This is a genomic window from Mesorhizobium sp. M1409 (assembly GCF_040317535.1).
Taxonomy (GTDB): domain Bacteria; phylum Pseudomonadota; class Alphaproteobacteria; order Rhizobiales; family Rhizobiaceae; genus Mesorhizobium.
The window spans coordinates 70,431-84,954 of sequence record NZ_JAMYKV010000028.1 but is presented as its reverse complement, the minus strand read 5'-3'; the positions used below and the strand labels follow the sequence as shown (position 1 = coordinate 84,954).

15 protein-coding genes and 2 tRNA genes are annotated in these 14,524 nt (G+C 63.2%); 13 read left to right on the top strand and 4 right to left on the bottom strand.

Annotated elements, in window-relative coordinates; translation table 11 throughout:
- Positions 1-276: 276 nt before the first annotated feature.
- From NKG99_RS21365 to NKG99_RS21340, 6 genes are all read left to right on the top strand, one after another.
- Entirely contained in the window at positions 277-1,716 is a 1,440-nt protein-coding gene (locus NKG99_RS21365) for an FAD-binding oxidoreductase (RefSeq protein WP_352870601.1), read from the top strand.
- Positions 1,713-2,456 (top strand): FadR/GntR family transcriptional regulator, encoded by a 744-nt coding sequence (locus tag NKG99_RS21360; RefSeq protein WP_352870600.1) that lies wholly within the window; start codon positions 1,713-1,715, stop codon positions 2,454-2,456. The genes NKG99_RS21365 and NKG99_RS21360 overlap by 4 nt, the downstream gene beginning before the upstream one ends.
- Positions 2,457-2,458: 2 nt before the next feature.
- Complete coding sequence (locus NKG99_RS21355; RefSeq protein WP_352870599.1) at positions 2,459-2,896, top strand: VOC family protein; 438 nt, start codon at positions 2,459-2,461, stop codon at positions 2,894-2,896.
- Positions 2,897-2,962: 66 nt separating this feature from the next.
- The gene (locus NKG99_RS21350; protein WP_352870598.1) at positions 2,963-4,021 is read left to right on the top strand and encodes an ABC transporter substrate-binding protein; all 1,059 of its coding nucleotides are present in this window, start codon (positions 2,963-2,965) and stop codon (positions 4,019-4,021) included.
- Positions 4,021-4,794 (top strand): ABC transporter ATP-binding protein, encoded by a 774-nt coding sequence (locus NKG99_RS21345; RefSeq protein ID WP_352870597.1) that lies wholly within the window; start codon positions 4,021-4,023, stop codon positions 4,792-4,794. The genes NKG99_RS21350 and NKG99_RS21345 overlap by 1 nt, the downstream gene beginning before the upstream one ends.
- Complete coding sequence (locus tag NKG99_RS21340; RefSeq protein ID WP_352870596.1) at positions 4,791-5,546, top strand: ABC transporter permease; 756 nt, start codon at positions 4,791-4,793, stop codon at positions 5,544-5,546. The genes NKG99_RS21345 and NKG99_RS21340 overlap by 4 nt, the downstream gene beginning before the upstream one ends.
- 75 nt (positions 5,547-5,621) lie before the next feature.
- Here NKG99_RS21340 and NKG99_RS21335 read toward each other — a convergent pair whose 3' ends face one another.
- Positions 5,622-6,800, bottom strand: a complete 1,179-nt coding sequence (locus NKG99_RS21335; protein WP_352870595.1) for a M24 family metallopeptidase — start codon at positions 6,798-6,800, stop codon at positions 5,622-5,624.
- Positions 6,801-6,991: 191 nt separating this feature from the next.
- Here NKG99_RS21335 and NKG99_RS21330 point away from each other — a divergent pair, with 191 nt between their 5' ends.
- The 6 genes from NKG99_RS21330 to NKG99_RS21305 all read left to right on the top strand — a co-directional run bounded on the left by NKG99_RS21330 (position 6,992) and on the right by NKG99_RS21305 (position 12,340).
- Positions 6,992-8,158 (top strand): ROK family transcriptional regulator, encoded by a 1,167-nt coding sequence (locus NKG99_RS21330; protein WP_352870594.1) that lies wholly within the window; start codon positions 6,992-6,994, stop codon positions 8,156-8,158.
- A complete protein-coding gene (locus NKG99_RS21325) occupies positions 8,155-8,919 on the top strand; it encodes an ATP-binding cassette domain-containing protein (RefSeq protein WP_352870593.1) in 765 nt (254 codons plus the stop codon). Before NKG99_RS21330 ends, NKG99_RS21325 begins: the two co-directional genes overlap by 4 nt.
- 41 nt (positions 8,920-8,960) lie before the next feature.
- A complete protein-coding gene (locus NKG99_RS21320) occupies positions 8,961-10,001 on the top strand; it encodes a sugar ABC transporter substrate-binding protein (protein ID WP_352870592.1) in 1,041 nt (346 codons plus the stop codon).
- A 149-nt stretch (positions 10,002-10,150) separates the two neighbouring features.
- Positions 10,151-11,146, top strand: a complete 996-nt coding sequence (locus NKG99_RS21315) for an ABC transporter permease (RefSeq protein WP_352870591.1) — start codon at positions 10,151-10,153, stop codon at positions 11,144-11,146.
- A gap of 13 nt (positions 11,147-11,159) precedes the next feature.
- Positions 11,160-11,945: an SDR family NAD(P)-dependent oxidoreductase gene (locus NKG99_RS21310; protein WP_352870590.1), complete on the top strand. Its 786-nt coding sequence runs from the start codon at positions 11,160-11,162 to the stop codon at positions 11,943-11,945.
- Between the two features lie 167 nt (positions 11,946-12,112).
- A complete protein-coding gene (locus NKG99_RS21305; RefSeq protein WP_352870589.1) occupies positions 12,113-12,340 on the top strand; it encodes a hypothetical protein in 228 nt (75 codons plus the stop codon).
- A 31-nt stretch (positions 12,341-12,371) separates the two neighbouring features.
- Here NKG99_RS21305 and NKG99_RS21300 read toward each other — a convergent pair.
- Positions 12,372-12,447: transfer RNA gene (locus NKG99_RS21300), tRNA-Val, on the bottom strand.
- 215 nt (positions 12,448-12,662) lie between these two features.
- Between NKG99_RS21300 and NKG99_RS21295 the strand changes: the two genes are divergently transcribed.
- Positions 12,663-12,739 (top strand) — tRNA-Asp (locus NKG99_RS21295).
- A 125-nt stretch (positions 12,740-12,864) separates the two neighbouring features.
- Here the strand turns inward: NKG99_RS21295 and NKG99_RS21290 are convergent.
- Positions 12,865-13,182 carry a hypothetical protein gene (locus NKG99_RS21290; protein ID WP_352870588.1) on the bottom strand — a complete coding sequence of 106 codons (318 nt, stop codon included), beginning with the start codon at positions 13,180-13,182 and terminating at the stop codon, positions 12,865-12,867.
- A gap of 412 nt (positions 13,183-13,594) precedes the next feature.
- Entirely contained in the window at positions 13,595-14,524 is a 930-nt protein-coding gene (rbsK, locus tag NKG99_RS21285; RefSeq protein ID WP_352870587.1) for a ribokinase, read from the bottom strand.

The window sequence follows — 14,524 nt, the reverse complement described above, 5'->3', positions numbered from 1 at the left end:
CAATCCGAGCCGACCAAGAGACCGATCCTCCCTCAATCAGATGGCCTTCATATATGAATAGATTTCCCCGGACAGCCCTGCCGTTCACGGGGAGAAATGCCCGGCAGGGCAATGAGGGGCGGCGCCTACTTCGACGCTTGGTGATCTGCCCAAAAATTGGAAACTGTCGTTAGACTGAAGCGATTGCCCTGAGACCAGCGGCTTGCCCGTTGACAGCATTTAAGTTGTAGGATGATATGTATAAGCATACACACCTGCAACAAAGCCGGCCCGACAATGACCATCCACGGCATCTCGCCCGACATTCTCGCAGCACTGGAGCGCGTCCTGGGACAGAGCGGCGTGGCCGCCGATGCCGCTGGCATGGAAAAGTATCTCGGGGACTGGTCCGGCGATCATCATGGCGGCGCCCTTGCCGTGCTGAAGCCGGCCTCGGTCGCCGAGGTTCAGGCCACTGTCCAGCTGTGCGGCACGCTCGGGCTGGCGATGATTCCGCAAGGCGGCAACACCGGGCTTGTCGCCGGCGCAATCGATATCGGCACGAGCCGAGGCGCGGCGGTCATCAGCCTGGAGCGGTTGAACAGGATCCGCCTCGTCGACGCCGACAATTTCATCCTGCAGGCTGATGGCGGCTGCATCCTGCAGCACATCAAGGATGCCGCCGAAGATCGGGATTGCGTGTTTCCGCTAGCGCTCGGCGCCCAGGGAAGCTGCCAGATCGGCGGCAACGCGGCGAGCAATGCCGGTGGCGTCAACGTACTGCGCTACGGAATGACCCGTGACCTCATTATCGGCCTGGAAGTGGTGCTGCCGGACGGCGAGCTGTGGAGCGGCTTTTCCGGCCTGCGCAAGGACAATCGCGGCTACGACCTGAAGCAGCTTTTCATCGGCAGCGAAGGAACGCTGGGCATCATCACCGGTGTCGAAGTCAAGCTGTTTCCGAAACCCGGCCGCATCGAGACGGCTTATCTGGGCCTTCCCTCGTTCGAAGCGGCCATCGCGCTGTTCCGGCAGGCCCGGCGCGGATGCTCGGACCTGATATCCGCCTTCGAGATCATCGGCTCGGAATGCGTGGAGCTTGCGCATCTGGTCGACCCGACCGTCGTCGCCCCGGTCGCCGCCCCCGTTCATGTGCTGATCGAACTGTCGTCGAGCACAGCCGTCGACCTGCGCACGCTGCTGGTCGATTTCCTGGCCGGCGCAATGGAAAACCAACTCGTCGCCGATGCCGTCCTGGCCGAGAGCAGCGCACAGGCCAGGGCTTTCTGGGCGATTCGCGAAGGGCTGGTCGAGGGGCAAGCCAAGCGTGGCTATCACGTGCGCACCGATCTTTCGGTGCGTATCTCCGATATTCCCACGCTGATCGCCGATGCCCGGCGGTTTGTTACGCGGGAGCATCCGGGCTGGGTTTCCCAGGCCTATGGCCATGCCGGCGACGGCAACGTCCATTTCAACGTGCTGCCGCCGCTTGGCCTTGCCGAGCCCGACGCGCGTGCCAGGGGCGCCGACATCACGGCCGGGCTGTACGAGGTCATCAATGCCCTTGGCGGCTCGATCAGCGCCGAGCACGGCATCGGCCGCACTCGCCAGCGCGTCTACTGGACGGGAATGTCTCCCGTCCACCGTCGGCTCGTCAGCGCGCTAAAGAATGCCATCGACCCTAGTGGGCTGATGAACCCCGGCTGCCTCTTTCCCGCGACGGAGACCTTGTCATGAAACAACGACTGGCTGCCATCGGCACTGTCGAGGCATTGCCGCGCCGGGTCGCGGCGTTCCTCAGCCGCGAGATCGAATCAGGCGACCTCAATCCGGGCAGTTTGCTGCCGACAGAACAGCAGCTCTCGGAGAAATTCGGCGTCAGCCGAAACGTGGTGCGCGAGGCGATCGCGCAATTGCGCGCCGATGGCATGGTGGAAGCGCGACAAGGCATCGGCTCCTTCGTGTTGGCACCGGAGCAGCGGGCAACGATCCGCATCGACCGCGAGGCGCTGAAGGAAGGGCAGAATATGGAGCGGCTCTTCGAGCTGCGCTGCATTCTCGAGGCCGAGTCGGCCGCGCTTGCCGCCGAGCGGCGCGAGCAGGAGCATCTCGACGCCATCAAGGCTGCGCTCGACCGCATGAGCGGCGAGGAGCGCTGGGAAGACGGCAGCATCGACGCCGATCTTCTGTTTCATCGCGAAATCGCCCGGGCGACAGGCAACAGCTACATCCACACCTTCATTTCCTTCGTCTGCGAACAGATTCGCCGCTCGATCTACTACGCGCGACAAACCAACCCGTTGCACGACCTGGTGGAAGTCAATGTCGGCGAGCATGTGCGCATCTATGAGGCGCTGGTCGCCGGCGACCCGGCAGAAGCCGAGGCGGCGATGCGCGCGCATATCATCGGCGCCGCCAATCGTGTCGGCGTCAGGCTGCCGACGTCGCGTGGCCAGCGCGCCGACGGAGGGAAATAGCCATGTCGCTCGGAACCGCATACCGGATTTCGGACGTATGTCTGCTTGTCGAGGACATCGAGCGAACGCTGGCATTCTATGTCGACAAGCTCGGCTTCCGCCTGCGCCGGCGCGCCGAAGGCTTTGCCGACTTCCATGGCGAGGGCGTGACGCTTGCCGCCTGGGAGATCGACCATATCAGCCAGCATACCGGCGTCTCGAAGCTGCGTTCGCCGCGCCACGCGCACAAGGTCTGCGTCGCGGTCAAGCTCGACGCACCCGGCGAGATCGACCGCCTGTATTCCGAGCTGACCGCCAAGGGCGTGCCCTTCCAGGGTCCGCCCGAGGATTACGTCTGGAACGCGCGCTGCGCCTATTTCACCGACCCGGACGACACGCTCTGGGAACTCTACGCCTGGCTCGACGGCGGCCCCGGCGACTACCACGACGAACAGCCGTAGACGACACCGCGCCAAGGGAACGGCGCGCAAGGAAGAGACAGACAAGTCTTGCAACAGGAGCGAAAAATGAGTGGGAACAATCATTACAACGTGAATCGCCGCAGCTTGATGAAATCCGGCCTGGCGGCCGCGGCCGCGGCCGCCGCATCGGCCGGCATGCAACTGGTGCTGACCCCCGGCGCGAAGGCGGCCGGAAAGGTCGTCATCCAGTATGACTGGCTGATGTCCAACGGCCAGATCGGCGACATTGCCGCCGTCGTCAACGGCTACTTCAAGGACGCCGGGCTCGACGTGGAATTCAGCCCGGGCGGCCCCAACGCCTCGACCGTGCCGCCGGTGATCTCGGGTGCGGCACAGCTCGGCCAGTTCTCCGAAACGCCGCAGCTTTTCGCGGCTCGCGCCAGCGGCGTACCGGTCAAGATCATCGCTTGCGGCTTCCGCACCGGCCCTTACGCCTTCACCTCGAAGGCGGCAAATCCGATCCGCGACATCGCCGACCTCAAGGGCAAGAAGATCGGCATCCAACCGACCGCGCGTTTCGTCATCGACGAGATCCTGGCCAAGAACGGCATGAGCCCGTCCGACGTCACCGTCGTCAATGTCGGCTTCGACAAAGGGCCGCTGGTGCGTGGCGATGTCGATGCGATCGGCGGTTGGATCACCAACACGCAGGCATTGAGCGTCGTCGGCGATGACCGCATCGACCTTCTGGTGCGCGATCTCGGCCTGAATTCCTACGCGGACGTCTACTTCGCCACCGACGCCGCAATCGAAAAGGATCCGGACACGCTGGCGAAATTCATCGGCGCCGTCGCCAAGGGCTGGGGCTGGGTGCACGCCAACCCGCAGGACGCCGTGAAGAAAATGGTCGCCGCCTATCCCGAAATGGACCTCGGCTGGGAAGAGAAGACCATCAACCTCGTGCTGAAACTCTCCTTCGATGCGGCAACCGCCAAGGATGGCTGGGGGACGTTCGACCCGGCATCGATCGAGGAGCAATTGGCACTGCTGGACAAGGTTGGGCAGTATCCGAACGGCCGGCCAGCCACCGCCGACGTCCACACCACCAAGATCCTCGAACTTTCGGCCACCGAGCGGCCGAAGCTCGACGCACCCGCCGCCTGATGGCGAGCGCGATCGAAGCCAGCAGGCTGGATGTCGGCTATGACGGCCGCCAGGCGGCCGTCAAAGTGCTCTCCGGCCTCGACCTCAGCGTCGAGACCGGATCCTTCCTGTCGATCCTTGGGCCTTCCGGCTGCGGCAAGTCGACCTTGCTCCGGGTGGTTGCCGACCTGCTCGATCCGCTCGGCGGCACGATCAGCGTGCTCGGCGACACGCCTCATGCTGTCCGGTCGCGCCGCGATGTCGGCTTCGTCTTCCAGGACTCGACCTTGCTGCCCTGGCGCACGGTGCGCGACAATGTGCGTCTGCCGCTTGGCGTCGGGCAAGGCAGCCTGACCCGCAAAATCGAGGACCGCAGTGACGAATTGCTCGATCTGATGGGGCTTGCCGGCTTCGGTGAGCGCCTGCCGCACCAGCTTTCCGGCGGCCAGCGCCAGCGCGTGGCGATCGCCCGAGCATTGCTTGGACAACCAAAACTGCTGCTGATGGACGAACCGTTCGGGGCACTCGACGAGATCACCCGCGACCGCCTCAACGACGAGCTGCTTGCTTTGTGGCGGCGCACGGGCACGACGATCCTGTTCGTCACCCATTCGATCGCCGAAGCCGCCTATCTCGGTGAGCGGGTCATCGTTCTGGCCGCCAATCCGGGGCGACTGGTCAAAGACCTGGACATGCGGCCGCTCAAGCAGGAGGGCAACCGCTGCTCGCGTGAGGACCCGTCAATCGTCGCCGCCATGGCCGACCTGCGCACCGCGCTGGAGCGCGCGTCGTGAGGCCGGCGCCGCTGTCTCCGCAGTTGGCAATCGCCCTGCCCGTTCTCGGCGCGGCGTCGCTGCTTGTCACCTGGCAGTATCTGCTGCCGCTTCTCGGCGTGCCGGCCTATATCGTGCCGACGCCGACGGCGATATCAGGCGTCTTCCAGAAGAATTTCGCGTTGCTCATCGACAATCTCAGGCCGACGCTGATCGAGGCGCTGGCCGGCTTCGTCATCGGCAATCTGGCTGCCGTCCTGCTGGCTGTCGTGTTCGTGCACAACCGCATCCTTCAGGCAGCCTATTTTCCGATCGTGCTGTTCTTCAACACCATTCCGATCCTGGCGCTGTCGCCGATCATCATCCTGATCTTCGGGCTCGGCATGACGCCGAAGATCGTCATCGCGGCGGTGATCTGTTTCTTTCCGACGCTGGTGAACATGATCCGTGGCCTGGATTCGGCCAGCGATAACGAGCACGAGCTATTTCGGGTGCTGTCGGCGACACGCTGGGAGATATTTTGGGACCTGCGCCTGCCGCGTGCGCTGCCGATGCTGTTCTCCTCACTCAGGATCGCCTCGGCGACGGCGGTCATCGGCGCCATCGTCGGTGAATGGATCGGCTCGGACAAGGGCCTCGGCGCGCTGATTATCCAGGCGAGCTTCAACTACCAGTCGGACCGGCTTTACGCGGCGATCGTTTTGTCATCGTGCCTGTCGATCGCGCTGTTTTGTGCCGTGGTGATGGTTGAGCGCCGGGTCATCAAATACTGAGCCGGCGAGCTGTTTTTTGCCGATCCGTGCTCTACGGCGCCGTGCGCAGGCAAACCGCCTGCCGTAGCCTCATCCTCAGGATTTGACGTGGATCTCCCGCGGGAACTTGGTCAGCGTCTCATTGCCGGTTTCGGTGACCAGGATGGTCTCGCTGATCTCGATGCCCCAGCCGTCCATCCACATGCCGAGGATGGAATGAACGACGTTGCCTGATTCGAGCACCGTCTTGTCGCCCGGCCTGAGGCTGATCGTGTGTTCGCCCCAATCCGGCGGATAGGCGACGCCGATGGAATAGCCGATGCGCGACTCTTTCTTCAGTCCATGGCGCTGGATGACCTTGCGCCAGACGCCCTCGACGGCTTCGGCTGATGTTCCCGGCCTGACCGCGTCGAGCACCGCATCCATGCCCTCGATCACCGCTTTTGCCGTATCCGAGACCTTTGTCGGCGTTTTGCCCAGTTGCAGGGTTCTTGCCAGTCCGGCGGCATAGCGGCGGCAGACGCCAGCGAGTTCCAAGGCAATCGTCTCGTTTTCGCCAAACCGCCTGTCGCTCCACATTATGTGCGGCGCGGAAGCATTCTCGCCACCGAGAATTGTCGGCGGAAGCGCGGTGATATCACCCGCGAAGTCAGGGCTGCCGGCGATCTGCGCCGCCTGGATGGCGGCGATGGCATCGCATTCGCGAACTCCCGGCGCGATCACCTCGAAGGCCCGCGTGACCGCCGCTTCGGCCAGGGTCGATGCCTTGCGCAAATAGGCGATCTCGGGCGGCGATTTGACCGCGCGGATCCAGTTCACCAACAGATCGGCATCTTGCCATTTCGCATTGGGAAGTCCGGCGACAAGCCGGGCATGTGCTTTCGGGGAGAAATAGTAGGCTTCGAGTTCGATGCCGATAGCGCGGTTCCCCCAGCCCTTCGCCACGATCCAGTTCGCGATCCAGTCCATCGGATGACGATCGACACGCTGAACGTGACCCTCCGGGAAGCCAACCACGTTCTCGGGCTTCATCCAGGCTGTCAGAAGACCGCCGGCCGCATCCATGGCGCGCCCGATCCAGACCGGCTCGACCTCCTCGATTGGAACGAGCACGACCTGGGGCGTGTAGAATGACCAGCCATCATAGCCGGTGATGTAATGCTGGTTGGCAACGTCGTTGACAACAAGGAGCTCGAGACCGCGCTTGGCCATCTCGGCGCGGATCTTGCGAAGCCGCTGTTGGTACTCGTCGCGGGCAAACGGCAATTCGATCATCCTTGCTCCATGCTTTGTCGGATCAACGGTCGCGGGTTCGCCCACCTTTGAGACGCTTTCGACATGGCGGCAATCGGCCAGCGTGGCGCGTGAGCAGGTCCTGAACCGGGTTACGTTTCGATTTATTTTTGAATTCCATTTGACTGAATAAATAACAGGTGCGAAGCTACCACCTCCTAAGGGCGCAAATCATGGCACTGCGGGGGACCAATCAGGAGTTCGGGCGGCCGTACAACCGGCGCATCGTGCTTGAGTCGATCCGCCTGCATGGGCCGATCGCTCGTGGCGAGATTGCCCGGCGCGTCGGCCTCACCGTCCAGACGGTGTCCACCATCGTTCGCGAACTGGAAGAACAGGGCTACATCCTGTCGCTGCGCGAAGAACCGAAGGGGCGCGGCCTGCCACCGGCGACCCTACGGATCAACCCCGAGGGCGGCTATGCCGTCGGCACTCACATCACCCCGCTCGGTATCAGTGCCGCCTTGATCAATCTGAGCGGCGACGTGATCGAGAGCACTTACCGCGAGGCGCCGAACGCGACGCCGGACCACGCCTTCGACCTCATCGCGGCGATGGTGAATGAATTGACCGGACTGCGGGCTGGAGGACGGGTTCTCGGCGTCGGCATGGCCCTGCCCGGCCCGTTCGATGTCGAATCCATGAGTTTTGTCGGTCCGACCACCATGACCGGCTGGAAGGATGTGGCGCTGGGTGAGCGGCTGGCGGCTTCCACCGGGCTGCCGGCCTTCTTTGAAACCGACATGGCGGCCGCGGCCATGGGCGAGCGCCTCTACGGCCTCGGCGCGCAGTTTTCCGAATATTACTATCTCTATTTCGGCGTCGGCCTTGGCGGCGTCATGGTTCATGACGGCTCCGCGTTGCGCGGCGCCTGGGGCAATGCCGGCGAGATCGGGCACATTCCCGTCGTTCCCGGTGGCGAGGCCTGCCCGTGCGGCAACAGCGGTTGTCTCGAAAGATACCTCTCGCTCGAGGCGCTCCGGCGCTGGAACGGCAGCGAGGCCGAATGGGTGGCCGAAGTCGCACCGATCTTTCACAATGCCGTCGCCGTCATCGAGAACCTGTTCGACCCTGAAACGGTCATCCTTGGCGGGCTGGCGTCCACCGATCTGCTCGAAATGCTGGCTGGTTCGGCCGGAGGCCTGCACAACTCCGTTTCCGCACGGAAGGACCGCACGACGCCTCGAATCCTCGTCGCGCGCGGCGGGCAACATTCGGTGTTGCGCGGCGCCGCCGCCCTTGCGGTTTCTGGGGTGCTGTCACCGCGCTTCGGGCAGATGTTTGCTGCCGAACGCGAACGCGAGCGCGACCTTATCAAAGGCAGGGAGATTGCGGCATGAACGAACCCCTGCTGGTGCTCGACAACGTCACCAAGAATTATGGCGCTATCGAAGCGCTCAAGGGGATCAGCTTCTCGATCGGCAAGGGCGAGGTCGTGGCGCTGCTCGGCGACAACGGCGCCGGCAAATCGACGCTGGTCAAGATCATCGCCGGCGGACTGGAGCCGACCTCGGGCCGCATGCTGTTCGAGGGCAAGGAGTTCCTTGCCCGGTCGCCCGCCGAGGCCAAGGCGGCGGGCATCGAGACCGTCTACCAGGACCTGTCGCTGTGCACCAATGTCGACGTCGTCGCCAATTTCTTCATGGGCCGCGAGATCACCAGGAAGGTTCTTGGCATTCCCGTGCTCGACGAGCGCGCCATGGAAGCCGTCGTCGGAAAGGCGCTGGCCAGTGCCGGCACCCGCATTCCCTCGCTGCGCACCAATGTCGAGCACCTTTCGGGCGGCCAGCGGCAGGCCATCGAGCTCAACCGCTTCGTGCACTGGGGCGGCAAGCTGGTGCTGCTCGATGAACCGTTCGCAGCGCTTGGCGTCGAACAGACGCGGCGCGGCCTCGACATGATCCGCCAGGTGGCGAACCAGGGCATCGGCGTCGTCATCATCACTCATATCATGCAGCAGGCCTTCCAGGTCGCCGACCGGATCGTGGTGATCCGGCAAGGCGTCGTGGCGGGTGATGTCGCACGCAACAAAACAAGTCCCGATGCGGTGATCAACATGATCACCGGAGAGACGCTTGCCGGTGCCGGACCGACAGGCTGAGGGACAAAAGAGGGGTCCGGCGTAAAAGAGGAGCGAACGACATGAAGCGAATACTTCTTGCTGTCTTCGGTATCCTTGCACTGGCCTTTGCCACGCTCACGCCGGCATTCGCCCAGTCCAAGGGTATCGTCTACTATATGGTGCCGACCCTGCTGGACGAGTTCCAGACCGGCTCGGTGAGCGCGCTGGAGCTGTTCCTGAAGCAGACCGGCTACGAGATGAAGACGCTGAACGCCGACAACAAGACCGACGCCCAGCAATCGCAGATGAACGACGTCATCGCGCTGAAACCGGCGGCCATCATCCTGGCGGCGGTCGACTTCAATGCGCTGAAACCGTCCATCGAGGCCGCCCGCGCAGCCGGCATCCCGGTGGTCGAGTTCGACCGCCAGATCACGTCGACACCGTCCGACTTCACCTCTGTCGCCGGAACGGTCGAGATCGGCTACGTCGCCGCCGAGCAGGCCGAGAAGCTGCTGAAAGCCAAGAACGGCTCGGTGAAGGGCAAGATACTGCAGGTGCTCGGTGACCCCGGTGACCCCTACACGCTCGACATCCAGAAGGGCTTTGAAGAGAAGATGAAGGCGTTTCCGGACGTCAAGATCATCTCGCTTCCGGCCATGCAGTGGGAAGCCAGCAATGCCGGCACCATCGTTGCCGACCAGATGCTGGCGAACCCCGACATCGACCTGATCTTCAGCCATGCCGCGCACCTTTCGGTCGCTGCCGTCGCCTCGCTCGAGGCCGCCGGCAAGAAGCCGGGCGACGTCATGCTGATGAGCTCGAACGGCGCTCCGGTCGGCCTCGACCTGATCCGCAAGGGCTGGCTCAACGTCGAAGTCGAGCAGCCGCTCTACGCGCAGGCCGCGGCCGTCGCCATGTTCATGGACAAGATCGCCAAGAAGGAAGAGATCAAGCCCGGCGAGTATGAGGTGCTTGGCCTGAAATCGACCGTGACCAAGGAAGCCTGGGGCCCGAACATCAAGATCCCTGGTGCCGCCATCACCAAGGAGAACGTCGACAACCCGGCCTTCTGGGGCAACCAGAAGCCGCCGACGGACACCGTCAAGTCGGTCGACTAGTCATCCGAAAGCGCTCCGGGCCGTGGCGGCCCGGAGCCTGCCCTTTCACAACGCCGCGTCCGAAAGGACGCCGTGGCGAATTTGAATCCGCGCCTGGACCAGACGAAATCGAATTGATTTCGCGGGGCATGCGCCAACCGGATCAGCCCATGAACCCGCGCACACGCAAAGCCCTGGAGTTCGTTCTCGACAACCTCGTCTGGTTCATGCTGCTGTTCGTGCTGGTGGTCTTTTCCATCTTTGTTCCGAACTATTTCCAGCTCGGCATCTTCGCCAACATCATCGAGGCTTCCAGCGTGCTCGGCGTCATGTCGATCGGCCTGGCGCTGGTCATCATCGCCGGTCACATGGACCTGTCGGTCGAATCCGTGGCAGCGCTCAGCGCCATGGCGGTCGGCATCCTGTTCTGCTCGTCGGGCATCGGCATGGGCGTGAAATTGCATCCGGAATGGCTGATGGTTCCGGTTTCGCTGTTCGTTGCGCTGGCCGTCGGCGGCATCATCGGCGCCTTCAACGGCTACCTGGTGGTCAAGGTGAAGATGAGCGCCTTCATCATCACGCTGGCGTCCTACATCTGGGTGCGCGGCCTCGTGCTGGTGATTTCGGGCGGCCGCTCGGCACAGGATCTTGCGCCGGCCATCCGCTGGTTCGGCATCCAGCGCCTGATCGGCCTGCCGCTGACCGCCTGGATCGCGGTCGCCTGTTTCGTCGTCTTTTCGCTGATCATGGCCAAGACGCCGTTTGGTCGGCATCTCGTGATGATCGGCGGCAACGAGACCGCAACCTTCCGTGCCGGCATCCGCGTCAACCGCAATCTCGTCATCGCCTTCGTACTCGCCGGCGCCATCGCCGGCCTTGCCGGCTGGCTGCTGGCGATCCGCACCTCGGGCGCCACCGCCAATCTCGGCGTCGGCCTGCTGTTCAACGCCTTCGCCGCCGTCGTCATCGGCGGCGTCAGCCTGAAAGGCGGCGTCGGCACCCTGCCCGGCGTCTATGCCGGCGTGCTTTTGCTCTCGGCCATCAACACGGCGATCAACCTGATGGGCCTGCCGGCCAACTTCACCCAGGTCATCCACGGCCTGCTGGTGCTGGCCGCCGTGCTGCTCGACGCTTTCAAGCAAACCATCCGCCAAAGACTCGCATGACAGGACGGCTCGCATGACCGGACGACTGAAAGACAAGGTGGCGCTGATCATCGGCAGCGCCCGCGGCATCGGCAAGGGCATCGCCCTGCGCTTTGCCGAGGAAGGTGCAAAGCTTGTGCTCGCCGACACCGAGGTCGAGGCGGGGCAAGCGACCGCGCACGAACTCGGCGTCCCTTTCATCCGCACCGACATCTCGCAAATGAGCGACGCCGAGGCCGCCGTGGCGCTGGCGCTAAAGCACCATGGCCGCCTCGACATCATCGTGCAGAATGCCGGCATCTATCCCTGGCAGCTGATCGAGCACACCAGCGCCGACGACTGGGACCGTGTCATGGCGGTCAATCTGCGCGGCACCTTCAATGCCAGCCGCGCGGCCCTGGTGCCGATGAAAGCGCAAGGCTTTGGCCGCATGCTCTACACCTCGTCCATCACCGGCCCGCACGTCACCAGCCCGGGCCATGGCCATTATTCGGCCAGCAAGGCCGGGATCAACGGCTTCATCCGTGCGGCGGCGCTGGAATTTTCCGGCTACGGCGTCACCGTCAACGGCGTCGAGCCCGGCAACATCCTGACCGAGGCGATCGAGCTGCATCGTGGCGCCGCCTATATCAAGAACATGGAGGACTCCATCCCGCTCGGCCGCCTCGGCAGCCCGCGCGACGTGGCCAACGCCTTCCTGTTCCTCGCCTCCGACGATGCCAGCTACATCACCGGCACGACCATCGTCGTCGATGGCGGGCAGTTGCTGCCGGAAGGCAATGATTTTCGGCTCTTGCCGCCGCGATCACCGCAGGAATGACGATGGACTGCTGAGTCTCCTGACGAGGAACGGGAATGAGAGCTGTAACTTCAAGTGGCAGACTTATCGCCCGCGCACTAGTTGTCAAATATCCCCAAAGTTGCAGTGGAACAACTTCGCATCTCAAAGGTTGTTCATCAAGTGCTGACCAACGGGGATATTTGGGAATGACCGACGAAATCAGAACCAGTCATATTTACCAGCGGACTCATGCTTTGGCAGAGGACGGCGTCCACCACTCGCCTGCCGAGATCGTTGCCACATTGCTGGCCGAGGGCTATCCGGAAGCAGCCGAGCTGTTGAACTCCAAAAACATCCATGCCGACCTGCGCCGGGTTTGCGATGCCGCGGCTGATGGACAGCCAGCCACTCCGCACCGCGCGCTTCGCCATTGACGCGGGCCGTGGATGGATTGTGTGATTGGAATGGTGGGCGATGACGGGCTCGAACCGCCGACATCTTCGGTGTAAACGAAGCGCTCTACCAACTGAGCTAATCGCCCGCTCCGGGCCGGACCTTTAAGCGGTCGGGATCGGCTTCGCAAGGCCAAATGAATGTGGGACACCCTGGTTGGACGCCGGTTTTGCCAACAAAACGCCGGCTGTCAAAAAACCTTCTCCTGTTTGCTGTTATGCTGTCCTGTCGCGCTTGACACCCGGTGGCGAACCCCTTATCCAGCGCCCAACGACGAACACGGCTGACACGTGTTCGCCATGCGCGGGTGTAGCTCAGTTGGTTAGAGTGCCGGCCTGTCACGCCGGAGGTCGCGGGTTCGAGCCCCGTCACTCGCGCCATTTAACTTGCTGATAGTTAAATGGTTTTCGCGCTAAGTGGGCTTTGGCCTTGTCAGGCAATCGGACCATGTAAGCAGGCTGCGAAGAATTCGCGGACGACTGCAGCCGCTTGAAGCGCGCGCCCCCTAGATGCGCGCAGCGCCATTCTCCCGGCTGCCAAAATGCCGTGCCGGTGATGCAGCCGGTCGATCGTCACTTGGCCTTTGGTCTGATCCGAAGCCTACCTCGATGATTCCGACCAGTGCGCGAACAAATTCAACCATATCGTTTGCCGTAATGGCGGCCTTGTCGGGACTTTGCCCAATGCGTTCGGCGGCTGCGCAACATGACAGGCGGATGAGATCGTAGTGTGAATCCCTTTCATCCTCCGGCATCGCCGCTAATTTCATGGCTCGGCGATGAATCAATCGCAGCAATTGTTCGAGAGCTGCTCCGACACTCATGCGTTTGCTCCGCATTGGTCGACCGTCCCACCGGAAACGTCGACGAGGAGGTGTTTCCCCCATCCCCCGTGATGTGGAAGGCTGCATCACGGCTGTTAATATATTGTTTATTGCTAATATAATGACGCTCCGCGGAGCTGTCCTGCCACCGGGAGCACTCGATCTCGCCAGCAAGCTCGTCCTGGGCCTCGCTATCGGCCTGGGCGTTGGCCTTGGAATGGCAATCGCGGGCTAGGCGGTTTGGCGCATTTAGACACACGGTGGCGGAAGCCTATCCGTGGATTGGTCTTGACCGATTTCTCATTGGACTCGGATTTACGGGCCAAGATGGCGACATCAGACGGGGCTCCGCCTCCAGAATATGGCTACCACCAAGCGCTCTTTGACAATCTTGCCATGCGCTGCCCTAACCTCATCCCCTCGCCAGCAGCGCCTCGACCTCCTGCAGCGTCGGCATCGACGGCGCGGTTCCTGGTCGCGTCACTGAAATTCCGGCGACCGCACAAGCAAAGCGCACGGCTTGCAGCGGCTCCACACCTCGCGAAAGGGCCGCGGCCAGCCCGCCATTGAAGGCATCCCCTGCCCCGGTGGTTTCGACCACCGGGGCAGCGCTGATGGCGGGAACATGGTCGGAGCGGTCCTTCGAGTGCAAAAGCGCGCCCTTGTCACCCAGTGTGACGATGACCGTGCCGACGCCCTTTTCAAGCAGACTGTCCGCGGCGCGGCGCGCCTCATCGACCGAGGAGACCTTCATCCCGGTCAGTTCCTCCGTCTCGGTCTCGTTGGGCGTGAGATAGTCGCAGAGCGTGTAGATGCGGTCGGGAAGCTTTGCCGCCGGGGCCGGGTTGAGGATCGTCGTCACCCCTGCCCCACGCGCGATCTCCAGCGCCCGCATGGCTGCTTCGATCGGCTGTTCGAGCTGGGTGACAAAGACGCCGGCACCGCCGATCAACCCGGCATTGGCTTCGATATCGGCCGGCGAGATCAGCATGGCGGCACCGGGGCTGACGATGATGGCGTTGTTGCCGGTCGTCTCCTCGACGAAGATGTAGGCGGCACCGGTATAGCTTTCCGGCGTGTCGATGACGGCATTCTTGACGCCCGCCCGCGCCCAGGTCTGCCTGGCCATGTCGGCGAAGGGGTCGACGCCGAGGCGGGTGAGGAAGGTGACGTCGGCGCCAAGCCTGCCGGCGGCGACCGCCTGATTCGAGCCCTTGCCGCCCGGACCCAGCGTGAAGGATGTACCGAGGAGGGTTTCCCCCATGCGCGGCTGCCGTTGTGCCCTGTAGGCGGTGTCGGCGACGAAGACGCCCAATATGACGACCGGCTTGCCCGAAGCCAT

Coding starts and splice junctions, on each gene's coding strand:
- NKG99_RS21350 (WP_352870598.1), top strand. CDS start 2,963: ATGAGTGGGAACAATCATTACAACGTGAATCGCCGCAGCTTGATGAAA.
- NKG99_RS21325 (WP_352870593.1), top strand. CDS start 8,155: ATGAACGAACCCCTGCTGGTGCTCGACAACGTCACCAAGAATTATGGC.
- NKG99_RS21310 (WP_352870590.1), top strand. CDS start 11,160: ATGACCGGACGACTGAAAGACAAGGTGGCGCTGATCATCGGCAGCGCC.
- NKG99_RS21330 (WP_352870594.1), top strand. CDS start 6,992: ATGGCACTGCGGGGGACCAATCAGGAGTTCGGGCGGCCGTACAACCGG.
- NKG99_RS21335 (WP_352870595.1), bottom strand. CDS start 6,800: ATGATCGAATTGCCGTTTGCCCGCGACGAGTACCAACAGCGGCTTCGC.
- NKG99_RS21290 (WP_352870588.1), bottom strand. CDS start 13,182: ATGAGTGTCGGAGCAGCTCTCGAACAATTGCTGCGATTGATTCATCGC.
- NKG99_RS21355 (WP_352870599.1), top strand. CDS start 2,459: ATGTCGCTCGGAACCGCATACCGGATTTCGGACGTATGTCTGCTTGTC.
- NKG99_RS21345 (WP_352870597.1), top strand. CDS start 4,021: ATGGCGAGCGCGATCGAAGCCAGCAGGCTGGATGTCGGCTATGACGGC.
- NKG99_RS21365 (WP_352870601.1), top strand. CDS start 277: ATGACCATCCACGGCATCTCGCCCGACATTCTCGCAGCACTGGAGCGC.
- rbsK (WP_352870587.1), bottom strand. CDS start 14,524: ATGGCTTCGGGCAAGCCGGTCGTCATATTGGGCGTCTTCGTCGCCGAC.
- NKG99_RS21360 (WP_352870600.1), top strand. CDS start 1,713: ATGAAACAACGACTGGCTGCCATCGGCACTGTCGAGGCATTGCCGCGC.
- NKG99_RS21320 (WP_352870592.1), top strand. CDS start 8,961: ATGAAGCGAATACTTCTTGCTGTCTTCGGTATCCTTGCACTGGCCTTT.
- NKG99_RS21305 (WP_352870589.1), top strand. CDS start 12,113: ATGACCGACGAAATCAGAACCAGTCATATTTACCAGCGGACTCATGCT.
- NKG99_RS21315 (WP_352870591.1), top strand. CDS start 10,151: ATGAACCCGCGCACACGCAAAGCCCTGGAGTTCGTTCTCGACAACCTC.